This window comes from Niveispirillum sp. SYP-B3756, from assembly GCF_009495745.1.
GTDB lineage: Bacteria > Pseudomonadota > Alphaproteobacteria > Azospirillales > Azospirillaceae > Niveispirillum.
Genome location: NZ_WIDQ01000001.1, coordinates 461435 through 483554 on the forward strand (window position 1 = coordinate 461435; position 22120 = coordinate 483554).

Annotated in this window: 25 protein-coding genes; 11 read left to right on the plus strand and 14 right to left on the minus strand. The window is 64.3% G+C overall.

Going from position 1 to position 22120, the window contains the following annotated elements:
* Nucleotides 1-96: 96 nt before the first annotated feature.
* Both ychF and GE253_RS02185 read left to right on the plus strand, forming a co-directional pair.
* Nucleotides 97-1194 carry a redox-regulated ATPase YchF gene (ychF, locus tag GE253_RS02180; protein WP_153202474.1) on the plus strand — a complete coding sequence of 366 codons (1098 nt, stop codon included), beginning with the start codon at nt 97-99 and terminating at the stop codon, nt 1192-1194.
* A 168-nt stretch (nt 1195-1362) separates the two neighbouring features.
* Nucleotides 1363-1755, plus strand: a complete 393-nt coding sequence (locus GE253_RS02185; protein ID WP_247878431.1) for a cytochrome c family protein — start codon at nt 1363-1365, stop codon at nt 1753-1755.
* Between the two features lie 233 nt (nt 1756-1988).
* Here the strand turns inward: GE253_RS02185 and GE253_RS02190 are convergent, their stop codons facing one another.
* From GE253_RS02190 to GE253_RS02210, 5 genes are all read right to left on the minus strand, one after another.
* On the minus strand, nt 1989-2573 hold the full coding sequence (locus GE253_RS02190) for a DUF2087 domain-containing protein (RefSeq protein WP_153202475.1): 585 nt from the start codon (nt 2571-2573) through the stop codon (nt 1989-1991).
* Nucleotides 2574-2841: 268 nt separating this feature from the next.
* Nucleotides 2842-5136, minus strand: coding sequence for a phosphoenolpyruvate--protein phosphotransferase (gene ptsP / locus GE253_RS02195; RefSeq protein ID WP_247878432.1), 2295 nt, complete (start codon nt 5134-5136; stop codon nt 2842-2844).
* 113 nt (nt 5137-5249) lie between these two features.
* Nucleotides 5250-6335 (minus strand): hypothetical protein, encoded by a 1086-nt coding sequence (locus tag GE253_RS02200; RefSeq protein WP_153202476.1) that lies wholly within the window; start codon nt 6333-6335, stop codon nt 5250-5252.
* Between the two features lie 124 nt (nt 6336-6459).
* Nucleotides 6460-7479: a nitronate monooxygenase gene (locus GE253_RS02205; protein ID WP_247878475.1), complete on the minus strand. Its 1020-nt coding sequence runs from the start codon at nt 7477-7479 to the stop codon at nt 6460-6462.
* Between the two features lie 153 nt (nt 7480-7632).
* Entirely contained in the window at nt 7633-8868 is a 1236-nt protein-coding gene (locus tag GE253_RS02210; protein ID WP_153202477.1) for an aspartate kinase, read from the minus strand.
* A 193-nt stretch (nt 8869-9061) separates the two neighbouring features.
* Between GE253_RS02210 and GE253_RS02215 the strand changes: the two genes are divergently transcribed.
* Nucleotides 9062-9325, plus strand: a complete 264-nt coding sequence (locus GE253_RS02215; protein WP_153202478.1) for a hypothetical protein — start codon at nt 9062-9064, stop codon at nt 9323-9325.
* Between the two features lie 23 nt (nt 9326-9348).
* Here GE253_RS02215 and GE253_RS02220 read toward each other — a convergent pair whose 3' ends face one another.
* The 3 genes from GE253_RS02220 to pyrF are packed head-to-tail and all read right to left on the minus strand — an operon-like array spanning nt 9349 to nt 11292.
* A complete protein-coding gene (locus GE253_RS02220) occupies nt 9349-9903 on the minus strand; it encodes a GNAT family N-acetyltransferase (RefSeq protein WP_211101317.1) in 555 nt (184 codons plus the stop codon).
* Nucleotides 9900-10559 (minus strand): phosphoribosylanthranilate isomerase, encoded by a 660-nt coding sequence (locus tag GE253_RS02225; RefSeq protein WP_211101338.1) that lies wholly within the window; start codon nt 10557-10559, stop codon nt 9900-9902. The genes GE253_RS02220 and GE253_RS02225 overlap by 4 nt, the downstream gene beginning before the upstream one ends.
* 16 nt (nt 10560-10575) lie before the next feature.
* The gene (gene pyrF / locus GE253_RS02230; protein WP_153202480.1) at nt 10576-11292 is read right to left on the minus strand and encodes an orotidine-5'-phosphate decarboxylase; all 717 of its coding nucleotides are present in this window, start codon (nt 11290-11292) and stop codon (nt 10576-10578) included.
* 211 nt (nt 11293-11503) lie between these two features.
* On the opposite strand from pyrF, the gene GE253_RS02235 reads away from it, so the two are divergent.
* Nucleotides 11504-12091 carry a DUF2889 domain-containing protein gene (locus GE253_RS02235; protein WP_153202481.1) on the plus strand — a complete coding sequence of 196 codons (588 nt, stop codon included), beginning with the start codon at nt 11504-11506 and terminating at the stop codon, nt 12089-12091.
* A gap of 33 nt (nt 12092-12124) precedes the next feature.
* Here GE253_RS02235 and GE253_RS02240 read toward each other — a convergent pair whose 3' ends face one another.
* Complete coding sequence (locus GE253_RS02240; protein WP_211101318.1) at nt 12125-12487, minus strand: ribbon-helix-helix domain-containing protein; 363 nt, start codon at nt 12485-12487, stop codon at nt 12125-12127.
* Nucleotides 12488-12683: 196 nt separating this feature from the next.
* Nucleotides 12684-13106 (minus strand): metallopeptidase family protein, encoded by a 423-nt coding sequence (locus GE253_RS02245; protein WP_153202483.1) that lies wholly within the window; start codon nt 13104-13106, stop codon nt 12684-12686.
* A gap of 101 nt (nt 13107-13207) precedes the next feature.
* Here GE253_RS02245 and GE253_RS02250 point away from each other — a divergent pair, with 101 nt between their 5' ends.
* The gene (locus GE253_RS02250) at nt 13208-13516 is read left to right on the plus strand and encodes a 4a-hydroxytetrahydrobiopterin dehydratase (protein ID WP_153202484.1); all 309 of its coding nucleotides are present in this window, start codon (nt 13208-13210) and stop codon (nt 13514-13516) included.
* A gap of 33 nt (nt 13517-13549) precedes the next feature.
* Here GE253_RS02250 and GE253_RS02255 read toward each other — a convergent pair whose 3' ends face one another.
* Nucleotides 13550-14209, minus strand: a complete 660-nt coding sequence (locus GE253_RS02255) for a TetR/AcrR family transcriptional regulator (protein WP_153202485.1) — start codon at nt 14207-14209, stop codon at nt 13550-13552.
* A 255-nt stretch (nt 14210-14464) separates the two neighbouring features.
* Between GE253_RS02255 and GE253_RS02260 the strand changes: the two genes are divergently transcribed.
* Nucleotides 14465-15307, plus strand: coding sequence for a transglutaminase-like domain-containing protein (locus tag GE253_RS02260; RefSeq protein WP_153202832.1), 843 nt, complete (start codon nt 14465-14467; stop codon nt 15305-15307).
* A gap of 101 nt (nt 15308-15408) precedes the next feature.
* The gene (gene gshB / locus GE253_RS02265; RefSeq protein ID WP_153202486.1) at nt 15409-16359 is read left to right on the plus strand and encodes a glutathione synthase; all 951 of its coding nucleotides are present in this window, start codon (nt 15409-15411) and stop codon (nt 16357-16359) included.
* 159 nt (nt 16360-16518) lie between these two features.
* On the opposite strand, the gene GE253_RS02270 is transcribed toward gshB, so the two are convergent.
* Complete coding sequence (locus GE253_RS02270; RefSeq protein WP_153202487.1) at nt 16519-16812, minus strand: hypothetical protein; 294 nt, start codon at nt 16810-16812, stop codon at nt 16519-16521.
* Nucleotides 16813-16874: 62 nt separating this feature from the next.
* Entirely contained in the window at nt 16875-17645 is a 771-nt protein-coding gene (locus GE253_RS02275; protein ID WP_153202488.1) for a methyltransferase domain-containing protein, read from the minus strand.
* A 97-nt stretch (nt 17646-17742) separates the two neighbouring features.
* Here GE253_RS02275 and GE253_RS26005 point away from each other — a divergent pair, with 97 nt between their 5' ends.
* The 4 genes from GE253_RS26005 to GE253_RS26445 all read left to right on the plus strand — a co-directional run bounded on the left by GE253_RS26005 (nt 17743) and on the right by GE253_RS26445 (nt 19617).
* Nucleotides 17743-18153: a helix-turn-helix transcriptional regulator gene (locus GE253_RS26005; RefSeq protein ID WP_211101319.1), complete on the plus strand. Its 411-nt coding sequence runs from the start codon at nt 17743-17745 to the stop codon at nt 18151-18153.
* A 23-nt stretch (nt 18154-18176) separates the two neighbouring features.
* Nucleotides 18177-18536, plus strand: a complete 360-nt coding sequence (locus GE253_RS26010; protein ID WP_211101320.1) for a hypothetical protein — start codon at nt 18177-18179, stop codon at nt 18534-18536.
* Nucleotides 18537-18776: 240 nt separating this feature from the next.
* A complete protein-coding gene (locus tag GE253_RS02285; RefSeq protein WP_153202489.1) occupies nt 18777-19268 on the plus strand; it encodes a hypothetical protein in 492 nt (163 codons plus the stop codon).
* 40 nt (nt 19269-19308) lie between these two features.
* The gene (locus GE253_RS26445) at nt 19309-19617 is read left to right on the plus strand and encodes a hypothetical protein (protein ID WP_153202490.1); all 309 of its coding nucleotides are present in this window, start codon (nt 19309-19311) and stop codon (nt 19615-19617) included.
* 70 nt (nt 19618-19687) lie between these two features.
* Here GE253_RS26445 and GE253_RS02295 read toward each other — a convergent pair whose 3' ends face one another.
* Nucleotides 19688-22090 carry a penicillin acylase family protein gene (locus GE253_RS02295; RefSeq protein ID WP_173012454.1) on the minus strand — a complete coding sequence of 801 codons (2403 nt, stop codon included), beginning with the start codon at nt 22088-22090 and terminating at the stop codon, nt 19688-19690.
* Nucleotides 22091-22120 lie beyond the last annotated feature (30 nt).

Sequence of the window (22120 nt, forward strand, 5' to 3'; positions counted from 1 at the left end):
TGCCCCGCCTTGCAGCCCTGTCATTTGCATTCGGCGCCGCAATCGCCCATAACCGGTGCCAATCTTGGAACCACCCAAAGCAGCGAAGTACCACCCATGGGATTTAATTGCGGCATCGTCGGCCTGCCCAATGTCGGCAAGTCCACCCTGTTCAACGCGCTGACCAGCACGGCCGCGGCCGAGGCCGCGAATTACCCGTTCTGCACGATTGAGCCGAATGTCGGCCGCGTCGGTGTGCCCGACCCGCGGCTGGACAAGCTGGTGGTCATCGCCAAGTCGCAAAAGACCGTGCCCACCCAACTGGAATTCGTGGATATTGCCGGTCTGGTGCGCGGTGCGTCCAAGGGCGAAGGGCTGGGCAACCAGTTCCTGGCCAATATCCGCGAAGTGGACGCCATCGTCCATGTGCTGCGCTGCTTTGAAGATGGCGACATCACCCATGTCGAAGGTTCCATCGATCCCGTCCGCGATGCGGAGACGGTGGAGACGGAGCTGATGCTGTCCGACATGGAAAGCCTGGAAAAGCGCCTGCCGCCGCTGCAGAAAAAGGCCAAGGGCGGCGACAAGGACGCCAAGGCCCTGTCCGACCTGATGGAGCGGGTGCTGGCCGTGCTGCGGGAAGGCAAGCCCGCCCGCACGGTGGAGGTCTCCAACGAAGAGCGCGAGGCCTTCAAGCAGATGGCGCTGCTGACCGGCAAGCCGGTGCTCTATGTCTGCAATGTGGAAGAAGAATCCGCCGGCAGCGGCAATTCCCTGTCCGCCAAGGTGGCCGAAATGGCCGCCCGCCAGGGTGCTGGCAGCGTGGTGATCTCCGCCGCCATCGAGGCGGAGCTGTCGCAGTTGGCCGAGGCGGACAAGCTCGACTATCTGGCCTCACTGGGGCTGGAGGAGCCGGGCCTGAACCGCCTGATCCGCGCCGGTTACAGCCTGCTGGGCTTGCTGACCTTCTTCACCGTCGGCCCGAAGGAGGCCCGCGCCTGGACCGTGCGCAAGGGCGCCAAGGCCCCGGAAGCCGCCGGCGTCATCCACACGGATTTCGAGCGTGGCTTCATCAAGGCGGAAACCATCGACTATAATTCCTATGTCACCCTGGGCGGCGAAGTCGGTTGTAAGGAAGCCGGCAAGATGCGCATGGAAGGTAAGGAATACCTGGTCCAGGATGGCGACATCTTCCATTTCCGTTTCAACGTCTGATAGCGGCCACTAAAAGGTGCGGGATATACTGGCTGGTTGCAGAACCATTCTGTAGCCAGCCGGTATAGGTACTTAGCCGATAAGATGATACGCGCTCTTGGTCGCATTGACCGACGGGTGGGAACGGGGGATAAAATAGCGCTTCAATAAGAATGGAGCCTAATCCCTATGCGTACCCCCGCCCGCATGATGATCGCTGCCTTTACCACAGCCCTGGCCCTGACCGCCGGCATCTCCGCCGCCCAGGCCGCTGGCGACCCGGCCAAGGGTGAAAAGGTCTTCACCCGCTGCAAGGTCTGCCACGCGGTGGAAGCCAATGCGCCCAAGAAGGTTGGCCCGCCGCTGCACGGGCTGTTCGGCCGTCACACCGCCAGCATCGAAGGCTTCGCCTATTCCGAAGCACTGAAGAAGGCCGATTTCGTCTGGAGCCAGGACAAGCTGGACCAGTGGCTGACCAAGCCGCAGGCCTTCCTGCCCGGCAACAAGATGGCCTTCCCCGGCGTGCCCAACCCGGAAGACCGCGCCGACCTGATCGCCTATCTGGAACAGGCGACCAAGTAATAACAATCCCCCTTGATCGTGACCGATCAAGGGGGATTTCGCGTTCCCTCATGCGCCGGGCGGCGGCATTCGCCGCCTTGGCTTACGGCACCACGTGGTGCCGGGCTGGCGGTCGCCAGCCTTCAATCTGCCAAGGCGCAATCCCTCGGCGGGTTGGTATGATACAGACTTGCCTTGATCGCCGTGCTGGCCCCATTTCAGAATGGGGTCAACACGGTCGCAGGCGTCGCTATTCAACCGGCGCGCCGCCCAACCGGCGCGGAATCCGGCGTCACCGGTCGCTTTGTAAGATACCGCATCAGGGCCAGCGCATCGGGCGGCGGCTGGCGTTCCAGGCGGCGGTAATCCCGGCAATCCAGCGTGCGGGACATCAGATCCTGTTCCACCATTTCCCGCCGCAAGAGCGCCGGATCGCCGAAATGATGTTCAGCGCGCAGCAGATCGCTGATCTGCCGCTCGGTGAAACTCTGCCGCGCCGGGATGCGTGACCACAGCACCCACAGCACCACCTGCTGTTCATTGAATTTCGGCGGCCAGCGGACCAGCAGCCCCTTTGCATCAAAATGCCGGGCGATGCGGCGGACGCGGGCATAATCCACCTCCACCACCGGTGCGGGTGGCGCAGGGTTTTCCAGTTTTTCATGCGCCGCCATCTGGGCGCGGAAATGCTGGAAATTGCGATAGCCTGCCCCGCGCGCCAGCATGTTCAGCAGGCTGACATGACCAAAGGGACCGGGCTGATCGGACAATTGTTGTTTGAGTGAGCGGGCCAGGTTGGAAATATCCGCCACCTGGAACGGCATGGCATTCTTCGACATGACAACATCCTCAACAGATATCACCCGTGCCGCATAATTTCCGCCCAAAAGGGCTGAAAGCCGGTGGTCGCCAACTTGCCGACGCGCGGACACAGGAGATCCATCAGGATCGGTGTCGGGAGTCGTTGCGGAAGAATCGGTTGAAAAACGCCGATGGCAGGTCTAGCGCCCCTGTTGACAACAGGGATGGCGACGCCTGGGTGAACTGCCGACCAGGCGGGAGAATAACAACCCTGCGAGCATAGGGCAAGGGCGTGAGATTGTACCCTTACCCAATCCGCACCCCATGGTCACGCGCATAAGCCCGCAGCCGCGCGCGGACGGAGCGGTCGGGCAGGTTGTAGAGCGTTTCCATATAGCCCTGCAAAGCCCCTACCTGCAGCGAGCGCACCATCGCCTTCACCTCAAAGAAGGCCGGGGCCGACATGGACAGGCGGCGCAGGCCCACCCCCAGCAGAGCCATGGCATCCAGCGGGCGACTGGCCATTTCCCCGCACAGCGACAGCGACACATTGGCCGCGTGGCACTTCACCACCAACATGCGCAGCACCCGCAGCAGGGCGGGCGACAGCAGGTCATAGCGGTTATTCATCATCGGGTTGCCCCGATCCGAGGCGTACAGATACTGCAACAGGTCGTTGGAGCCGATGGACATGAAATCGATCAGCGGCAGCAGCGCGTCCAGCTGGAACAGCAGCGCCGGCACCTCCATCATCACGCCCACTTTCAGCAGGCTGGGGGCCGGCTCGCCATTTTCCGTCAGGCGGCGGATTTCCATATCCAGCATGTGGCGGGCCTGCACGAACTCGGCCACCTGTGCCACCATGGGAAACATCACCCGCAATTCGCGCCCGCCCGCCGCACGCAGCATGGCGCGCAACTGCTTGCGCAACATCGACGGCCGGTCCAGCCCGATGCGGATGGCGCGCCAGCCCAAGGCCGGGTTTTCCTCCCCCAGCTCCGGGAAATAGGGCAGCGTCTTGTCGCCGCCGACATCCAGGGTGCGGAAGACCACCGGCTTGCCCTTGGCCTCATCCATCACCCGGCTGTAGGTTTCCAGCTGAGTGAGAACATCGGGATATGACGGGCGCACCATGAAGGGAATTTCGGTGCGATAGAGCCCCACCCCTTCAGCACCCGTCGCTTCCAGATGCGGCAGGTCGATCAGCAGCCCGCAATTCAGCATCAGCTGCACCGGCACCCCATCCTTGGTGACGGAGGGCACATCGCGCAGGCGGACGGATTCGGCGGCGCGCTGCTTGCGCACGGCCAGGCTGGTCAGGAAGGCTTCCTGGATATCGTCGGCCGGGCGGACAAAGACCTGCCCATGGTCGCCATCGACAATCAAAAAATCCAAGGGTTCCACGCGGCGCAGCACATCGGCCGCCTGTCCCACTACCGGGATATCCAGGGCGCGGGCGACGATGGCGACGTGGGAATAGGCGGAGCCTTCCTCCATCACCAGCCCGCGCAGGCGGCTGCGATCATAATCCAGCAATTCCGCCGGCCCCAGATTGCGGGCCACCAGGATGAATTCATCGGGCAAGGTGCCGCCGACAGCATCCACCGGCTTGCCGGCCAGATGCTGTAACAGCCGGTTGGTGATATCGTTCAGGTCCAGCAGCCGGTCGCGGATATAGGGGTCGGCCACCTGGGCCATGCGGGCGGAATTGTCATTCTGCACCCGCTGCACCGCCGCTTCCGCCGTCAGGCCGGACCGGATCGCCTCCCGGATGCGGTTCAGCCAGCCGCGATCGGCCGCCACCATGCGGTAGGTCTGCATGATTTCCGCATGTTCGCTGTCCGACTCGCCGACGGCGATCAGCATCTGGTCGATGGCGGAATGCATATTTTCCACCGCCCCCTTCAGCCGCGCCAGTTCGGCTTCCGGGTCATCGGCCACCATCTGGCGGATGGTCAGCTGCGGGCGGTGCAGCACGGCCAGCCCCATGGCCACGCCCCGGTTCAGGCTGATCCCTTCCAGGCGGGACGGCAGCAGCACCAGATCACTGGCCTGGGAGATTTCCCGACCGTCCACCAACTCGCCACCGGCCACCAGTTCGGCCACGATCATGGCGATGGTCTGCAGCGTCTCCACATCCTGTTCATCGTAATCACGCCGGTCCTTGTGCTGGATGGCCAGCACGCCGCGCACCCGGCCGCCGCGCAGAATGGGCACAGCCAGGAAACCGTTGAACGGGTCTTCCCCCGTTTCCGGTCGATAGGCGAAATTGGGATGGCTCTGCGCATTGGCCAGCGCCACGGGGCGGGCATGGGCGGCGACATCGCCGATCAGGCCTTCACCCACCCGCATCCGGGTCTGGTGCACGGCATCGGGGTTCAGACCGATGGTGGCGAACAGCTCCAACACCTCACCGGCGCGCATGATGTAACAGGAGCAGACATCGGCGGCCATTTCATGGGCGATGGTCTTGACGATCTTGTCCAACCGGTCCTGGGCGGACCCGTTGCCGGCCATGATATCGCGCAACCGGGCCAGCAGCCGGCGGGCACCGGCACCGGGGTTGCGGCCCTGCACCAGGGCACCCGCCGATATCGTCATCTCAACCATGTTCCTCTGACCCACCCTGCGGGGCAGCGGCGTCACCGCCGCCTGATGGATGGATAGCAGGTTGGAACGGATTCGTCAGGCTTCTTAAGGGGGTTCCGTAACCGTTACCCCAGCAGCAGATAGCCATTGCCCTCCACCATGCCGGTGGTGCTATTGACCTGTCCCAGGCCCAGCCCGGTCAGGGTCACGCTGGCATCAATCCGGCCATCCCCGGTCAGATCAATATGCCAGGTGGCCCCTTCAAAGCCGGCGGTGCCGGTGCGAACCGTCTCCACCACCCGGCTGACACCGTCCCGCCAGCCCCAGATGGTCACATTCTCCCCGGCGGTGAAATCGGTGACGGTGCTCCACACGGTCGTGCCGTTGGCACCATTTACACCGCGGCCATCGACGAAAAACTTGTCGGACCCGGCACCGCCGGTCAGAAAATTGGACCCGCGCCCACCATCAATAATGTCATCCCCCAAACCAGAATCCACCGCATCATTGCCTTCAAGGGCATTGATCAGGTCATTGCCGGTGGTGCCCCGGATGACATCGTTGCCGGTTGATCCAGCGAAGCTCCATTGCAGACCGAAACTGCCATCCGTCGGACGGGGGGTAGCAATCTTATCGTTAGCCATCATCTGGCGGGAAGGATCGAAGCTGTTGGAATCGACGACCGTCCCAGCCGCACGATAGTGCTGCTCAATCTCTTGACGCAGTTGGGTCGCACCCGAAGCCCCCAGGAACTCAGCCGAAACATTTCCGATATAGCTGCCACTATCCAGGATCGTTTCTTTAAATTCGTTAAAACTCATCCATTCAAAGCCAGTAAGAAATGTACCAATTCGCCAATTCTCGATAATGTTTTCAGGGCGAAGCCAATCCAGTATCAAGATTGCTTGATCTGTTTTGGTATTTAAAATCAGCAAATGGCGATTATCCACCGTCGCCGCCGCATTGGAAAAATAAAGAAACCCGTCATCCATCCACCGATCATCGGGATCATTGCCATTTTCTAAAATCAGAACAGTTTCAATATGACCAGAATTCGCCTTATAGGTATCGGAGCCACGGCCACCGATCAGCACACTACCAAAATATGAGCTACTGGCCTCCAGCGTATCGTTGCCATCCCCGCCCAGCAATCGCTGGTCACTCGCTGATGCGCGGAGATTATCGGCCGCAGCCGTACCGTAGATATCCATTTCGCCTCACAACTGCACACCGTTATTTTATGACGGAGCTTACAGCATGTGGTGGCGAAATTCACCCTCTTACGAGAAATAATACAACATTATAGATACTTTATCTCAAAACACTCCCCTGCTATCACCGGCGCCGCGTCAGCGCCGCTTCCGCCTGTTCCACCAGTTCGGCCAGAATCTCTGCCACCGGTTGTTCCTTCGTCACCATGCCGACCGACTGGCCCGCCATCAGGGAACCGTTTTCCACGTCGCCCTCAATCACCGCGCGGCGCAACGCACCTGCCCAGTAATGTTCGATCTCCAGCTGGGCTTCCTTCTGGTCCAGTTCGCCTGCATCAAAGCGGGCGATCACTTCCCGCTGCTTTTCCATGAAGCGCTTGGTGCCTTCATTTTGCAGCGCGCGCACGGGGATGACGGGGAAGCGGGCATCCAGCGCCACCGAGGCCAGCGCATCGCGGGCACTGCCCCGGATGAAAGCCTGCTTGAATTTGGGATGCGCCCGGCATTCGCTGGCGCAGACGAAGCGGGTGCCCAACTGCACCCCGGCCGCCCCCATTTCCAGATAGGAGACGACGGCGTCACCGCGCCCGATGCCGCCGGCCACAAAGACCGGCACATCGCGGATTTCCGGCAAAATCTCCTGCGCCAGCACAGAGGTGGAGACGGGGCCGATATGGCCGCCAGCCTCCGACCCTTCGATGACGATGGCATCGGCGCCGCTGCGGATCAGCTTCTTGGCGATCACCAGGGCGGGGGCGAAGCACATCACCCGCGCGCCCCCATCGCGCGCCGCCTTGATGGCGGTGGCGGGCGGCAACCCGCCGGCCAGCACGATATGCCCCACCTTCTCTTCCAGGCAGACCTGGACCAACGGGTCCAACTGCGGATGCAGGGTGATCAAATTGACGCCGAAGGGCTTGGTGGTCAGCGCCTGGGTGGCCTGAATTTCCGCCCGCAACAGATCAGGCGACATGGAACCGGACGCGATCACGCCGAACCCGCCGGCATTGGAAATGGCCGCCACCAGATTGCGATCGGACACCCAGGTCATGGCCCCGCCCATGATGGCCAGTTCCGTGCCCAGATAGTCGCGGCCGCGTGCCCAGAGTTGATCCAGCCGTTCCCGTGCCGCCATGACGCCCATAACCATTGGTCCTTCCACAAAACAATACCGCCAATTCCCGATGTTTAGCGGGAATTGGCGGCGGTAACTAGCAAGCGATGACGACTATTGCCATCGTCCAAAGGTAAAGCAGCCGTCCCTTCCGCTCATAGCGGCGGGGGCGACTGCAAAAACTCAGGCCTTGTCCAGCCCGTAGGCGGTGTGCAGGGAGCGCAGCGCCAGTTCGGTATATTCCTCGGCGATCAGCACGGAGACCTTGATCTCGCTGGTGCTGATGACCTGGATGTTGATGCCGCGATCGGCCAGCGCCTTGAACATGCGCTGGGCGACACCGGCATGGGAGCGCATCCCGACGCCGATCACCGACACCTTCACCACATTGGCGTCGGAAACCAGACGGCGATATTTCAGCGTGTCCTTGGACTTTTCCAGCACCTGCACGGCACGATCCAGATCGGCCTTGCCCACGGTGAAGGTCATGTCGGTGGTGCGGCCATCTTCCGACACGTTCTGCACGATCATGTCGACATTGATGGCGGCATCCGTCAGCGGGCCGAAGATCGCGGCGGCGACGCCGGGTTGGTCTTCCACGCCCACCAGGGTGATCTTCGCTTCGTCCCGGCTATAGGCGATGCCGCTGACCAGTTCCTGTTCCACGATTTCATCCTCGTCCACGACCAGGGTGCCGGGAAGATCAGAGCCCGGCGCCTGTTCAAAGGTTGACAATACCTGCACCCGAACATGGTGCTTCATGGCCATTTCGACCGAGCGGGTCTGCAGAACCTTGGCGCCCAGCGACGCCATTTCCAGCATTTCTTCATACGTGACGCGGTGCAGCTTGCGCGCCGTCTTCACGATGCGCGGATCGGTCGTATAGACGCCATCCACGTCGGTATAGATATCGCAGCGATCCGCCTTCAAGGCGGCCGCCAGCGCCACGGCGGAGGTGTCGGAGCCACCACGGCCCAGCGTGGCGATACGCCCCGCCTCCGTCACGCCCTGGAAGCCGGCGACGACGCCGACCACGCCGCTGGACATGGCTGCCGACAGCGGCGTGGTATCGATGCGTTCGATGCGAGCCTTGCCATGCACCTCATCGGCGATCAGCGGGATCTGCCAGCCCTGCCACGAGCGGGCGGGGATGCCGATTTCCTGCAGGGCAATCGCCAGCAGGCCCGATGTCACCTGTTCGCCCGAGGCGACCACGGCATCATATTCGGCCTGGTCATGCACCTTGGCGATCTGGCGGCAATAATCCACCAGTTGATTGGTCACGCCGGACATGGCGGAGACGACCACCGCCACCTCGTGGCCGGCATCGACCTCCTGTTTGACCTTCTTGGCGACATTCTTGATGCGTTCGATATCGCCAACCGAAGTGCCACCGAATTTCAGGACAAGCCGCGCCATAACGCCATTCCATAGGGGATAGGGTCGAATAGGGTCGCCCATGACGGTCGCCATCGGCTATATCCGACAGGCAAGCCGCTGGGGGCGGCTATCCATACTCTGGCAGAAAATTGCGCGCAAGCGACCAGTTACCGCAACAAAGGCAAGGCAGGCATGGCGCCACCCCTTGCCACAGAGCCAACGGACCCTTGTTGTGACCGCACCGAAGAAATCCCTTGTCACCCTGACCGAATGGGCCACGGGCAAGCAATTCAGCCCCGGCACCCGCGTGCCGGTGATCGTTCTGGAACTGCTGTTGTTCGCAGGCATTGCCATCGGCGTGATGCTGGGCAGCCGCGCCCTGATCCCGGATATCGCCGATCGTCCGGTTTTGCAGGGGACCATCAACCTGATCACCATTTTCATCTGGTCCCTGCTCTACGCCAAGGCCCAGCGCCGTTCCCCACCGGGGAAATGATAAGGCAAAGGACGCCTTCCGTCTCAGCATCCACCCGGCCAGCCGGGGCGCAGGCGGGCCATGGCGATGGTGTCAACATAGGTGCCATCACGGAAGGCATGGGCACGATGCCGCCCTTCCTCCACAAAGCCGAAACGGCGATAAAGCCGCAACGCCGGCTCATTATCGGCAAAGACGGTCAGTTCCACCCGGCCGATATCCAGCCAACGGTCGGCCGCCTCCAACAGCGCGTCCAGCAGGGCCGCCCCGATGCCCTTAGCGTGATGCGCATCATGCACGCCCATGCCCAGAATGGCGCAATGCCGCCGCCTTCCCATCTGCCGCAGCAGATCGGCGGAACCGACCAGCGCGCCATCCAGCAGCGCCACCAGCGCCAGATCGTCCGGGTTTTGCCGTTCCAGCCAGGACCGCACAGCATCGGGGTTGGGAAAAGGTGGACGCAGGGTGCCATGGCGCAACAGGGGCAGGCTGGTCATGGCCGCCAGTTCATCAGCATCGCTGACACGCCGGGCCCGCAGCCACAGGCCCGGCGGGCCATGGCGGGCGGGGCTGCATCCGGGCGGCGGCGGGGTGGTCACGCCCCCTGCCCCGCCGCCGCAACGGCAGTCAGAAACTCCCGGATGCGGGTGACGCTTTTCACGCCCGGCCGTTCCTCCACGCCAGACGACACATCCACCGCATCGGCCCCGGTGATGGCGATGGCCGCCGCCACATTCTCCGGGTCCAGCCCGCCGGACAGCATCCAGGGCTTGTCCCAGCGCCGGCCGGCCAGCAGGCGCCAGTCAAACGACAGGCCATTGCCGCCCGGCAGCATACCCGCCACATTCTTCGGGGGCTTGGCATCAAACAGCAGCCGGTCCACCACCGGCACATAGGCTGAAGCCGCTTCCAGATCGGCTTCGTCGGCCACCTTCAGCGCCTTCATCACCGGCAGGCCATAACGGCTGCGGATTTCCGCCACGCGGGCCGGATTTTCCTCCCCATGCAACTGGATCATGTCCAGCGGCACGCGGGCGATGGTTTCATCCAGCAGCGCATCTGCCGGGTCGACGAACAGGCCCACGGTGCGGGTGCCGGTGCCCACCATGCGCGCCAGGTCGGCCGCAATGGCCAGTTCCACATGGCGTGGGGAGCGGGGAAAGAAGACCAGCCCGATATAGCGCGCCCCGCCATCCAGGGCGGCACGCAGCGCATCCGGGTGGTTGATGCCGCAAATCTTCGCCTGAATTTTCAGCGGACCGGCCATCGGATCAGGCCCCCAGCTCTTCGGCGATGCGGCGGGCAGCGGCGCGCGGATCGGCAGCGGCGGTGATGGGGCGGCCGATCACCAGCCGGTCGGCACCGGCGGCCACGGCCTGGGCCGGACCCATCACCCGTTTCTGGTCGCCCACAGCGGCCCAGCTGGGGCGGATGCCCGGCACCATCAGGGTGAAATCTGCCGGCAGATCGGCACGCAGCGCCGCCACCTCCGCCGGGGAACAGACGACACCATCCACGCCGCTGGCCTGGGACAAGGCTGCCAGCCGGCGCACCTGATCCTGGGCCGGGCCCTGCTGCCCCACAGCGGCCAGATCATCCTCGCCCAGGCTGGTCAGCACGGTGACGGCCAGGATTTTCATCCGCGGCACCCCCAGCTTCGCCGCCTCTTCCGCTGCGGCATCGGCGGCGGCGCGCAGCATGGCCGGGCCGCCGCTGGCATGAACGGTCAGGAACAAGGGCGCCAGCGGCGCGACAGAGCGCACGGCACCGGCCACCGTGTTGGGAATGTCATGCAGCTTCAGGTCCAGGAACAGCGGCAGACCCGCATCGGCCACCACAGTGCGGATACCATCCGGCCCCTGGGCCATGAAGAATTCCAGCCCCAGCTTCACACCCCCGACCAGACCGGTCAGATCGGCCGCCATGGCCCGCGCCCCGGCAATGTCCGGCATGTCCAGGGCAACAAAGATACGGTCGGTGGGGCGCATGGTTCTTTCCTGAAAAGGCTGCGATAAAGATCAACAAAGTGCAGCCTTCATGTAGCGCGAAATGGCGCGGTGGCGAACCGCCCATGTTTGGCGGCGGCCACCCGCTCGCTGCAGGGCTGGGAAAGCATATTCCTAAAATGTAAAGGGTAGCTTGACCCGTTGTGCCTGGCGCCCCAAGTTCAAGGCCCTGCCGAATCGCTGATTGCTTGCCATGCCGCTGCTGCCCCCCGCCGACCGTACCCTGCTTCACACCCGTAAAATAACCTGCCAGGGCTTCCGCCGGGCCGATGGGCTGTGGGATGTGGAAGGGCACCTGACGGATCAAAGAACCTATGCCCTCCGCAGTCTGGCGGGGGAGAGCAAGCAGCCGGGCGATTTCATCCACGATCTGTGGATCCGGCTGACGGTGGACGACAGCTTGACTGTGCAGGCGGTGGAGGTGGCGGCCGATACCACACCCTTCACCCTCTGCCCCGCCATCGCCCCTGCCTATCAAAGGCTGGTGGGGCTGTCGATCGCCAGCGGCTGGACGGCAGCAGTGAAGGAACGGTTGGGCGGCGTGCAGGGCTGCACCCATCTGGTGGAGCTTTTGGGTCCGGTGGCCACCACCGCTTTCCAGACCATCAGCCCCCAACGTCAGGCGGCAGAGATGCAGGAGCGCGAGGCGATGCTGGCCAGGGGGGAGCAACCGCCACCGCGTCGGCGGCCCCCGGTGCTGGACAGTTGCCACAGTTTCGCGGCCGACGGGCCGCTGGTGCGCACCCTGTGGCCCGAATTTGCCAAGCCGCCGGCCCCCTGAGTCTATATCTATTCGATATTCAACTTCTGATAATCAAACTACCTCTTCATCACTGCGCAGCGGGGCCAGGGCTGCGGTGATGATATCCGGGTCGCCCTGGCCGTGACCGGCCCCGCGATGCCCATCCTCCGTGGAGGACATGCGGTAATAATTGACCAGAAACACCCGGATCGCCGCCGTCAGGGAGGCACCGCCGGGTTTGCGTTCGACAATCTGGGTGCAGATATCGTGCAGGGTTTTCTGTTCCCGTTTGGCGACATCGTTCAGCGCATCCCACATTTCCGGCTCCATCCGCAGGCTGGTACGCTTGTTCAGCACCACGACATTGCGAATGACCAGCGTGCTGGCGGTATCGTCGGACTCTTCCCGGGAAAAACGTTTGGAACGGGGGGGCAAGGCGATCCTCCCTGGCTGGAAACGATGAATGAGGGCACCGGGCCGGCACCCCGTAACTGCATAAACCATTATGCCAGGGCATATGACCTGTTCAATTGAATTAATATGTAAGTAAGAAGAAAAATGCCGCTCTCCCGCAACCCAACCGGTTGCGGGGCCACCAAATCAGTGAAGGGGAGGCGAAAATCAGCCGGCCTTAACCATGCTGGTCAGGATCAGCGGCGGCTTCCAAGGCTTCCATATCCGCGTCGGAGAAGCCGAAATGGTGCCCGATCTCATGGATCAGCACATGGCGGACCAGATGGGTCAGATCCTCCCCCGTCTCGCACCAGTAATCCAGAATCGGCCGGCGATAGAGGAAGATCAGGTCCGGTTCCAGCCGGGGTTGGGTGACGCTCTGCCAGGGCATCCCCACGCCGCGATAGAGGCCCAGCAGATCGAACGGGCTTTCCAGCTCCATCTCCTGCGCCGTCTCCTCATCGGGGAAATCCTCCACCCGGATCAGCACATTGCGCACATGCTGGCGCAATTCGGCGGGGATGCCGGCGGCGGCCTTCTCGGCAATGGCCTCCAACTCGGTCAGCGTGGGGGCGGTGGTGAAGCGGCGCAGCGACGACATGGGTAGGATCATTTGTTGTATTTGCAACGATCAGGCTTGACGCGGGGGAACCAACAGCACACCTATCCCCCCAAACATAGGCGATGGGAAGGGTGGATAGAATGGCACAGCAACAACGGCCGGCACGGCTGACGGATCAGGCCGTGACGGAGGCCCTGGCGGGCTTGCCTGGCTGGACCCCGGTGGAGGGACGGCGGGCCATTGCCAAGGAATACCGGTTCCAGGATTTCAACCAAGCCTTCGGCTTCATGGCGCGCGTGGCCCTGCTGGCGGAAAAGCTGGACCACCATCCGGAATGGTTCAATGTTTACAATAAGGTGTCGGTGACGCTGGCCACCCATGACGCCGACGGCGTGACCGAGCTGGATCTGACCATGGCCCGTTTCATGGAACAGGTAGCCGGCAAATGAGGGGAGGCGGGCGGCACCCGCCCGCCCGTCTTTTCACCCCATATCCCAATAGCCCCGGATCAGATTCTTGAACTCCGCCAGCAAGCGCTGTTTCAGGGCGATGTCCGCCGCCTCGTCACCGCGGGACAGGCCAGCCAGGGCTTGCAGGAACTGCCAGGTCAGATGGTGGCCCATCTCGAACTTGACCGGGTCTTTCTGCTGATAGCTGCCATACAGCTCCACCGACAAAGCTTCCCAGCGGCGATAGAATTCGGCCTTGGCCGGCCCCATCACGTCGGCCAGTTCCGCATCGGTGCGGGCAGCGGCCTCCAACTCCTTCCAGGCGGTCCAGAGCGGGTGGTGACCCGCCTGCCAGAGGGCATCCAGCCCCTGGTCCAGCCCCTCCCCGCCTTCATGCGGGCGGGCCGAGGCAAGGGCGTGGAAATATTCCATGAATTGCTGGGTGATATGGTCCACCGTGGCCCGCAGCACCGCTGGCGTGGTGGGGAAATAATATTGCACCGCGCCGCGCGTCACCCCGGCCAGCTTGGCAATCTCAGACGTGGTGGTGCGATGATAGCCCAAATCAAGAAAACAACGGATCGCCGCATCAATGATCTTGTGGTGAGTGGCAATACTCTTGGGCGTCTGGCGCACGCGCGATGCCACCCCTTGGATGGAGCCTTTGCCCACATCGGCGTTAATCTCTTTCATTGCCTTCCTGCTGACTGATGCCGGTCGCCACCGCCGGTTCCTGTCTTCTGTATAAGGATATCGTATCCCATCTTCAATTGGTCGATATCGATCCGCTAGGATGAACCGCCTTGTTGACGAAGCGGGGGCGGGATGGTCGGTTCTGTCTCGACACCCCGCCCCCGCCTGCGCTATGGGGAACCTGTCGGCCGTTCCGGCCCCGGACTTACCCGCCCGTCAGGGCAGCCCGGTGAGGGAGTGCAAGCGCCCGTGACCATGCGCCAAGAGGCACTGGACCTGCTGCGTCGTATCGGCGACGCTGAGGATGACGCCATCGACCTTGCCGGGGCGGCCCTGTCGCTGGCCCTGCTGGACCATCCGGTTCCCGACCTTGCCCCCTATCAGGCCCATCTGGCCCGGATGTGCGCCGATCTGGCCAGCCTCGTCGATGCCGGCGGGGTAGAGGAGTTGACTGACCGCATCGCCGCCATCCGCCGCGTGCTGGTGGATCAGCATGGCTATGCCGGGGACAGCGAAACCTATGAGGATTTGCAGAACGCCAACCTGATCCGGGTGATTGACCGCAAGCGCGGCCTGCCCGTGGCGCTGGGCATCCTGATGATGCATCTGGCCCGCTCGCAGGGCTGGGAAATCTGCGGCCTGTCCTTCCCCGGCCATTTCCTGATCCGGATGGATCTGGACGGCCAGCGCCTGATCCTGGACCCGTTCGAAGGCGGCAGCATCTGCGAGCCGCACACGCTGCGGGAGTTGCTGAAACAGACGGCCGGGCTGGAAGCGGAGCTTTCGCCAGAACATTACGCCCCCGTATCGAACCGGGAGGTTTTGTTACGGCTGCAAAATAATCTCAAGCTGCGCCATCTTTCCACCGATCAGCCGGCCAAGGCGCTGGAGGTGGTGGAGGTGATGCTGCTATTCGCGCCCGATCATATCGGGCTGTGGCGGGAGTCCGGCCTGCTGAATGCTCATGCCGGCAAGCTGTCGGCCGCCATCGCCGCCTTTGAACATTTCATGGAACTGGCGCAGCAACGCGGTGCCTCCCAGGCGCTGATGCAGCAAACCGCCACCTTGTTGCAGCAATTGCGCAGCCGCCTGAACTGAAGGGGGAAGTGACCGGGCGCACAGGGCAGACCGCCTGTGCGCCGTTACCATCCCGCCCTGATCGACCCTGATTTTCCCGCCTGCCCGCCGGAGTGACAGCGATGACCCTGAAGGTCGCCATCCAGATGGACCCGATCCAGTCCATCAACATTGATACTGACAGCACCTTCATGATGGCACTGGAAGCGCAGCGGCGCGGCCACGCCCTGTGGCATTACCATCCGCGCGATCTGGCGCTGCGTGGCAACAAGCTGTTTGCCCGCGTGGCACCGGTGCAGGTGCGCCGGCAGAAGGGTGACCATTTCACCCTGGGCGCGTCGGAAATCATCGAGCTGTCGACCATGGATCTGGTGCTGATGCGCCAAGACCCGCCATTCGACATGGCCTATATCACCGCCACCCATCTGCTGGAACATATCCACCCCAAGACGCTGGTGGTGAACGACCCGGCCGCTGTGCGCAACGCCCCGGAAAAGCTGTTCGTCACCCATTTCCCCGACCTGATGCCGCCCACCGTCATCACCTCTTCCAAGGAAGAGGTTCTGGCCGCGCGGGCGGAATGGAAGGACATCATCGTCAAGCCACTGTTCGGCAATGGCGGGGCCGGCGTCTTCCACCTGAAGCCGGAAGATGAGAATCTGGGCGCCCTGCTGGAGACCTTCACCCAGCTTTACCGCGAACCGGTGATTGTGCAGAAATATCTGCCGGAAATCCGCCAGGGCGATAAGCGCATCATCCTGATTGATGGCAAGCCGGCCGGTGCCGTCTCCCGCATCCCGCAGGAAGGGGAGGCGCGGGCCAATTTCCATGCCGGCGGCAGCGCCGGCAAGACGGAACTGACCAAGCGCGAGCAGGAGATTTGCGAGGCCATCGGCCCAACACTGCGCGCCCAGGGGCTGATCTTTGTCGGCATCGACGTGATCGGCGACTATCTGACGGAGATCAACGTTACCAGCCCCACCGGCATTCAGGAAATCAACCACCTGAACGGATCGGCCCTGGAATCCGTGTTATGGGACGCCATGGAAGCCCGATTCGCCGCCACGCGATAAGACTAACCTCCCTGGATCGTGACCGATCCAGGGAGATTTTGTGTTCCCTCAGGTGCCGGGCGGGCGCTTCCGCGCCCTTGGCTTACGCGGGCACGGGCCCGCGGGCCGGCAGTCGCCGGCCTCCAACCCGCCAAGGGTCAAACCCTCGGCGGGTTGGTATTAAACGGACAGATCCAGCCGATTGCCGCGCCCCTGGGGGCGGCTGGCATTGGTTTGGGATTCCACCGTCTGCGCCTCTGCATCGAAGGCGCGGCCCACGAAAGTGCCGTCGGTCGTTTCCCGCCCCTTGTCCGCCTGCGCGACGGCGGCGGCGGCGCGGCGGGTTTGGGTTTCCGTTGGCCGCGCCACCTTCTGCGCCGCGACAGCCGCAGAGGCCAGCGCCGCATTCTGGTGCGGCGAGGTCGGCGGCGCCTGGGTGGCGTGAACCGGCGGTGGTTGCGGCGGGATGATCATGACAATATCCAGCCGCCGCTTTCCGCCACCTGTCAAGCCCTGATGGAAACGGCATTCCGCCGTCAGGCGGCGTCAGCCAGGATAAACATCGTATCGATGGTGAAGCTACCATCCGGTTCGATGGCGAAATGCTCCTTCACCTCCGCCGATGCATGGCCCAGCAGGGAGCGCAGGGCGGGGATATGGGCGGCCGGCGTGCCGATCCGCTCTACCCAACTGGTGAATTCAAGCCGCAAGCGGAATGATTGGGGCACCTGCGGTTGGAACCCAGCCCGGCGTAACATGGCGTCCCATTCCATCAGGCTGTAATCGCGTACATGGCTGGGGTCGCGCAGCGTTTCCAGCGTTTGCAGGTGCGTATCCAATAACGGGCTTGCCGGGGCGAAGACATCCATCACCATGGCCCGCCCGCCCGGCCGCACCACCCGCCGCATTTCCGCCAGCGCCGCCGGCACATTACGCCAGTGATGGGCGCTGTAGCGGGTTGCCACCACATCAAAGCTGGCATTGTCAAAGGGCAACATCTCCGCCGGCCCCTGCCTGGTGCTGATATTGCCCAGGTTGCGTGCGGCGGCAGCCTTCTCCACAGCCGCCAGCATGGCACCCGACAGATCATAGGCCACCACCTGCCCCACCAGCGGGGCGGCATGAAAGCTGAGATGGCCACCGCCGCAACCCAGGTCCAGCAGGCTGCCCGCCGCCCTGGCCTGTAACTGCGCCACCATGGCCGCAAGGTCCGGCCCACCGGCATGGACGGCAGATTGCACATAGGCCTCAGCCCGGTTGCCGAAGCTTTCGGCCACCCTGGATTGATGTTGCGGGATGTTGGACATGATCGCGGACTCCGTCGGCGCTAGGGGGTGATGGGGACAGGCTACGCCGCTTTTATCCAGGTACAATAAGCATAATTATCCTGGTATATCTTCCCCCATGACCGTGACGAGCCCCGAACTACAGCGCCGGATGCTGGGCGATTTCCTGCGCAACTGCCGCACCAGGCTGGAACCCACCGCAGTGGGTCTGCCGGCGGGTGGGCGTCGCCGCACGCGCGGACTGCGGCGGGAAGAGGTGGCGCTGCTGGCCGGCATCAGCGCTACCTGGTTCACCTGGCTGGAACAGGGGCGGGAGGTGGCGGCATCCCCCCCTGCCCTGGCACGGCTGGCCGATGCCCTGCGCCTGTCGCGGGCTGAACGGGCCTATCTGTTTCAATTGGCCGGGCGGCATGATCCGCAGGCCGGCCAGGGGAGTGACCCGGCACTGTCCATGCTGGCCCTGCTGCGCCAGACGGTCCAGGCCCTTTCCGTTCCGGCCTATGCCATGGATCATCGCTATGCAATCTGACCTGGAACAAGGCGGCGGAAGGGTTGTTCGCCGGCTGGCTGGACCAGCCGGGTCCACACAATATGCTGCGTTTCCTGTTCCTGGACCCGGCGGCCCGCACCCTGGTGGTGGATTGGCGCCACCGGACCCACCGGGTACTGGCCGAACTGCGCGCCGATTACAGCCGCCATCTGGAAGATCAGGCGCTGATCGATCTGCTTGCGGCACTGCGCACCGGCAGTGCCGCCTTCGCCGATGGCTGGCGCGACCAGACGGTCCTAGACCGCGAAGGCGGCGAACGCCGCTTCAACCACCCCAGCCAGGGGTTGCTGACTTTCCAGCAACTGACCTTTGCCCTGGATGCAGCACCCGACCATCGGCTGGTCGTGCTGCATCCGGCGTGACCGCCGCCGCACCAAGGCCCCCCAAGGTCGAACCGCCGGCCGTTTGGCCCGACAGGGTTATCGACAGCGGCAATTAAGGCGATCCTGCTGCAATCCCGACACGGGAATAGCGCAGCAATTCCCGCAAGCTGCCCGGGAGCGGCCAATCCGCCACCATCTTCCCCTGGCTTCATATAGCTGTCGGACAACGGAGCGCACCCCGCGCAACGCCGACAGACGAACGAAGTTCGGAGGAATGAAATGCGTAGCTCCATGTTGCTGATGGCTGGTTTGACCGCCGCCCTGCTGGCCGGCACCGCCCAGGCCCAGCTGGTTGGAAATGCCACCGGCGCCGTGGGTGCCACCACCCAGGGCCTGACCGCCAGCGCCAGCACCGGCGCACAGGTCACCAGCCCGGTTACGGAAACCGTCGGCAGCGCTGCCAAGAAGACCGAGCACACCGCCCACACGGCGGGTGCCAAGGTGGAGAAGGCCGGCGAAAAGGCCGAGCACCAGGGCAAGCACATCGTGGACAAGGCCAAGACCGAGGCCAAGGAAGCGGCTGCCGTGACCAGTGGTGCCGCCGCGAAGACCGAAGCCGCTGTCACGCCCACCCCGGCTGCCCCGGCCGCGACCGCGACGGTTGGCACCACCGCCAGCACCAGCACCGCCACGCCGGCCGTCAAGGCCGATGTGAAGACGGAGGTGAAGGCGGAAGCCAAGACCGACGCCAAGACCGCGACGCCGAAGTAACCCACCCCCCTTCATTCTGACGATTTTCAGGAGAGATCACATGTCCCGTTCCATGATGCTGATCGCTGGTCTGACCGCCGCCCTGTTTGCCGGTGCCGCCCAGGCCCAGACCGCCGCCCCCGCTGCCACCCCGGCCAGCCCCAGCGCCCCGGTGACCAGCACCGCCACCCCGGCGGCGACCCCGGCCCCGACCGCCAAGACCGAAGCCAAGGCTGAAGCCGCCGGCAAGATGGAACACAACACCCATCAGACCGCCGAAAGCGCCAAGCACCACAAGGGCAAGCACAAGACGGAAAAGCCCAAGACCGAGACTGCCAAGCCGGACGCCCCGGCCGCCACGCCCAAGTAACACCATTAAGAAGACGAAACACCCCGGCGGCCCCTTCCGCCGGGGTGTTTCACATTGAATGCGACCGCAATCAATTCTCCGGCCGCAGGGTCAGGGTCCAGCGGGCGGCACCGGGCAGGAAGGGCGTGGGGTTGCCCATCACCCAATCCTGGTGCCCTGCCAGATAATAGGGGGAGAGCGGGTTGCCGCTCTGGCTGCCCGGCATGTGGAAATAGCCTTCCTTTTCCCGTCCCGGTGACACGCCGAACCGCTCGCTGGCCCCGAAACCGGGGGCCTGGGCGCGCGGCTGCAGCGCGTCACCCGGCACCGGCACATCCGGCGGATCGGTCAGCCAGGCCAGCGGCGGCAGGATGCGGGCCAGCGGATGGCCAATGCCGGCCTTGTTGCGGGCCCCCCATGTATAGGCATCCAGGCCACCGGCCTGGGTGACATCGCCGGCAAGGCCGGTCAGCACGGCGGCCAGCAGCCCATCCCAATCGGCATAGCCGGGCGGCACCAGGGCAGCGGGGCGCTGTTCCAGCAGGCGGCGCAGGGGGGCTTCCATCTGGCGGGCCATCTCCCGCCGGCTGGGCTTTTCCGTCAGTCCCAGATAGGCACCGTAAAGCCGCTGTGCCACGCCCTGGCGGAACTCCCGCACCAGCCGATACCCCACACTGTCCGGCACGGCCCGCCCGCCCCAGTTTTGCACCGGGCCGACCAGGGCGGCCAGGGCCGGATCATCCTGGTGCCGGCCGAGTGCCGCCAGCATCTGGCCCTGCCAGAAATCCAGCACCCCGCCCCGGTCATCCAACTGGATGGCCAGCATGTCCTTGGGCGTGAACTGGTTGCGGGCCAGCAGCCCGTCGCGGATTTGCCCCTGCCGGGCCCCCATATCATAGCCGCCATCGCCCAGCAGCGCATAGGCGGCCCCGCCGACGATGCGGGCATTGGCCGTCCAGATTCGCTGGTCATCCGGGTTCAGGATGGTGGGTATCTGATCGGGCGACACCATGCCGACCCAGCCCCGCCGGCCATCGGCCCAACTGGTGGGCAGCCGCCCATCCTGGCCGAACCGGTGCGGCACAGCGCCAATCACCGTCCAGGCCACGTTGCCGGCGCTATCCGTCACCACCAGATTCTGCTGCGGCTGGCGGGCAATATGGGCGATATTGATCGCGTCGGCCACGCTGCGCGCCCGTTCCAGCCCCAGCAAGCCATGCAGGTTGATGGCGTCGGGGTCATGCGCCGTCCAGCGCACGGAAAGCCGCCGACCCTGACCATCCCGGCCCACCACCGGGCCCCAGATGCTCTCTTCCACCTCCAGCGTCTGGCAATCGGCCCAGGCGGGGCAAATCTGTTCCGTCACCCGGGTAAGGGCGCGGGGACCGTCGGGCGTCTGGTACTGATCGGCGGCACCCTCCACCGGGTCCAGCACCACCAGATCGGCCGTATCGATATAGGAATTGGTATAGCCCCAGGCGATGCGCCCATTGCTGCCGGCCACCACCAGCGGCGTGCCCGGCAGGGTGGCGCCGGTGACATCCAGATCCGGCTCCGTGCCGCCGGCCATTTTCAGCCGGGCGCGGTACCAGGTGCCGGGGATCGACAGGCCGAGATGCATATCGTTGGCCAGCAGCCCGGCACCCGTGCCCGTCAAGCCGCCGCCCACGGCCCAGCCATTGCTGCCAAAGGCCGATCCGGGGCTCAGCAGCGGGGCCAGCAGGGCCGCCTTGGCCGGCGGGGCCGAGGCCAGCCCGACCGGCAGGGTGGCCGGCATGGGCGGTTCCGGCAATTGGCTGCCATCCAGGGCGCTATCCAGGGGGGTACCGCGCGGAAACAGGAATTCCGTCAGTTCCGGCCCCAGCCGATCCTGTGCGGCCGCCCGCGCGCGATCCTGCCCGGCGGTGCCGCCATCCTGCAAATCCAGATACATGGCAAAGGCGGCCAGGATGCTGTCCTCTGCTGTCCAGGGCTTTGGACTGGCCAGCAACAGGGCATATTCAAAGGGCCGGGCGCCCAGCGCGTCCAGCCCGGCATTCACCCCTTCCGCATAGGCTTCCAGCAGGGCGCGTTCGCCGGCATCCATTGTGGCGATGATCTGCCCGGCGCGGTGACGGAACCGGTGCAGGCGGCGGGTCTTGTCGATCTCCACCACCGGGCCGATCGGCCCCAGCAGGGCGGATAATTCCCCGGCCGAGGCGCGGCGGATCAGATCCATCTGGAAAAACCGTTCCTGCCCATGCAGGAACCCCAGGGCGCGGGCCAGATCGGCCCGGCTGCGCGCTTCCACCAGCGGCACGCCCTGGCTGTCGCGGGCGATGGAGACGGGGCCTTCCAGGCCGGGGACCGGCCTTGTTCCATCCAGCGCCGGGCGGGAGGCATAGAGCGTCCAGCCGACACCGGCGGCGGCCACGGCCACGATCCCGGCAATGCCCGCCACCCCATAACCCAGAACCCGGCCCAGCCGCCGGGCCACCCCACGCCTGCCACCCAAGATCGCCCCCTGTTCAGGATCAAGACCGGC

Excerpts from the sequence above, each read along its gene's own strand:
- ychF (WP_153202474.1), top strand. The coding sequence starts at position 97 with ATGGGATTTAATTGCGGCATCGTCGGCCTGCCCAATGTCGGCAAGTCC.
- GE253_RS02185 (WP_247878431.1), top strand. The coding sequence starts at position 1,363 with ATGCGTACCCCCGCCCGCATGATGATCGCTGCCTTTACCACAGCCCTG.
- GE253_RS02190 (WP_153202475.1), bottom strand. The coding sequence starts at position 2,573 with ATGTCGAAGAATGCCATGCCGTTCCAGGTGGCGGATATTTCCAACCTG.
- ptsP (WP_247878432.1), bottom strand. The coding sequence starts at position 5,136 with ATGACGATATCGGCGGGTGCCCTGGTGCAGGGCCGCAACCCCGGTGCC.
- GE253_RS02200 (WP_153202476.1), bottom strand. The coding sequence starts at position 6,335 with ATGGATATCTACGGTACGGCTGCGGCCGATAATCTCCGCGCATCAGCG.
- GE253_RS02205 (WP_247878475.1), bottom strand. The coding sequence starts at position 7,479 with ATGGGCGTCATGGCGGCACGGGAACGGCTGGATCAACTCTGGGCACGC.
- GE253_RS02210 (WP_153202477.1), bottom strand. The coding sequence starts at position 8,868 with ATGGCGCGGCTTGTCCTGAAATTCGGTGGCACTTCGGTTGGCGATATC.
- pyrF (WP_153202480.1), bottom strand. The coding sequence starts at position 11,292 with ATGCGCCCCACCGACCGTATCTTTGTTGCCCTGGACATGCCGGACATT.
- GE253_RS02235 (WP_153202481.1), top strand. The coding sequence starts at position 11,504 with ATGCCGCTGCTGCCCCCCGCCGACCGTACCCTGCTTCACACCCGTAAA.
- GE253_RS02245 (WP_153202483.1), bottom strand. The coding sequence starts at position 13,106 with ATGTCGTCGCTGCGCCGCTTCACCACCGCCCCCACGCTGACCGAGTTG.
- GE253_RS02250 (WP_153202484.1), top strand. The coding sequence starts at position 13,208 with ATGGCACAGCAACAACGGCCGGCACGGCTGACGGATCAGGCCGTGACG.
- GE253_RS02255 (WP_153202485.1), bottom strand. The coding sequence starts at position 14,209 with ATGAAAGAGATTAACGCCGATGTGGGCAAAGGCTCCATCCAAGGGGTG.
- GE253_RS02260 (WP_153202832.1), top strand. The coding sequence starts at position 14,465 with ATGCGCCAAGAGGCACTGGACCTGCTGCGTCGTATCGGCGACGCTGAG.
- gshB (WP_153202486.1), top strand. The coding sequence starts at position 15,409 with ATGACCCTGAAGGTCGCCATCCAGATGGACCCGATCCAGTCCATCAAC.
- GE253_RS02270 (WP_153202487.1), bottom strand. The coding sequence starts at position 16,812 with ATGATCATCCCGCCGCAACCACCGCCGGTTCACGCCACCCAGGCGCCG.
- GE253_RS02275 (WP_153202488.1), bottom strand. The coding sequence starts at position 17,645 with ATGTCCAACATCCCGCAACATCAATCCAGGGTGGCCGAAAGCTTCGGC.
- GE253_RS26005 (WP_211101319.1), top strand. The coding sequence starts at position 17,743 with ATGACCGTGACGAGCCCCGAACTACAGCGCCGGATGCTGGGCGATTTC.
- GE253_RS02285 (WP_153202489.1), top strand. The coding sequence starts at position 18,777 with ATGCGTAGCTCCATGTTGCTGATGGCTGGTTTGACCGCCGCCCTGCTG.
- GE253_RS26445 (WP_153202490.1), top strand. The coding sequence starts at position 19,309 with ATGTCCCGTTCCATGATGCTGATCGCTGGTCTGACCGCCGCCCTGTTT.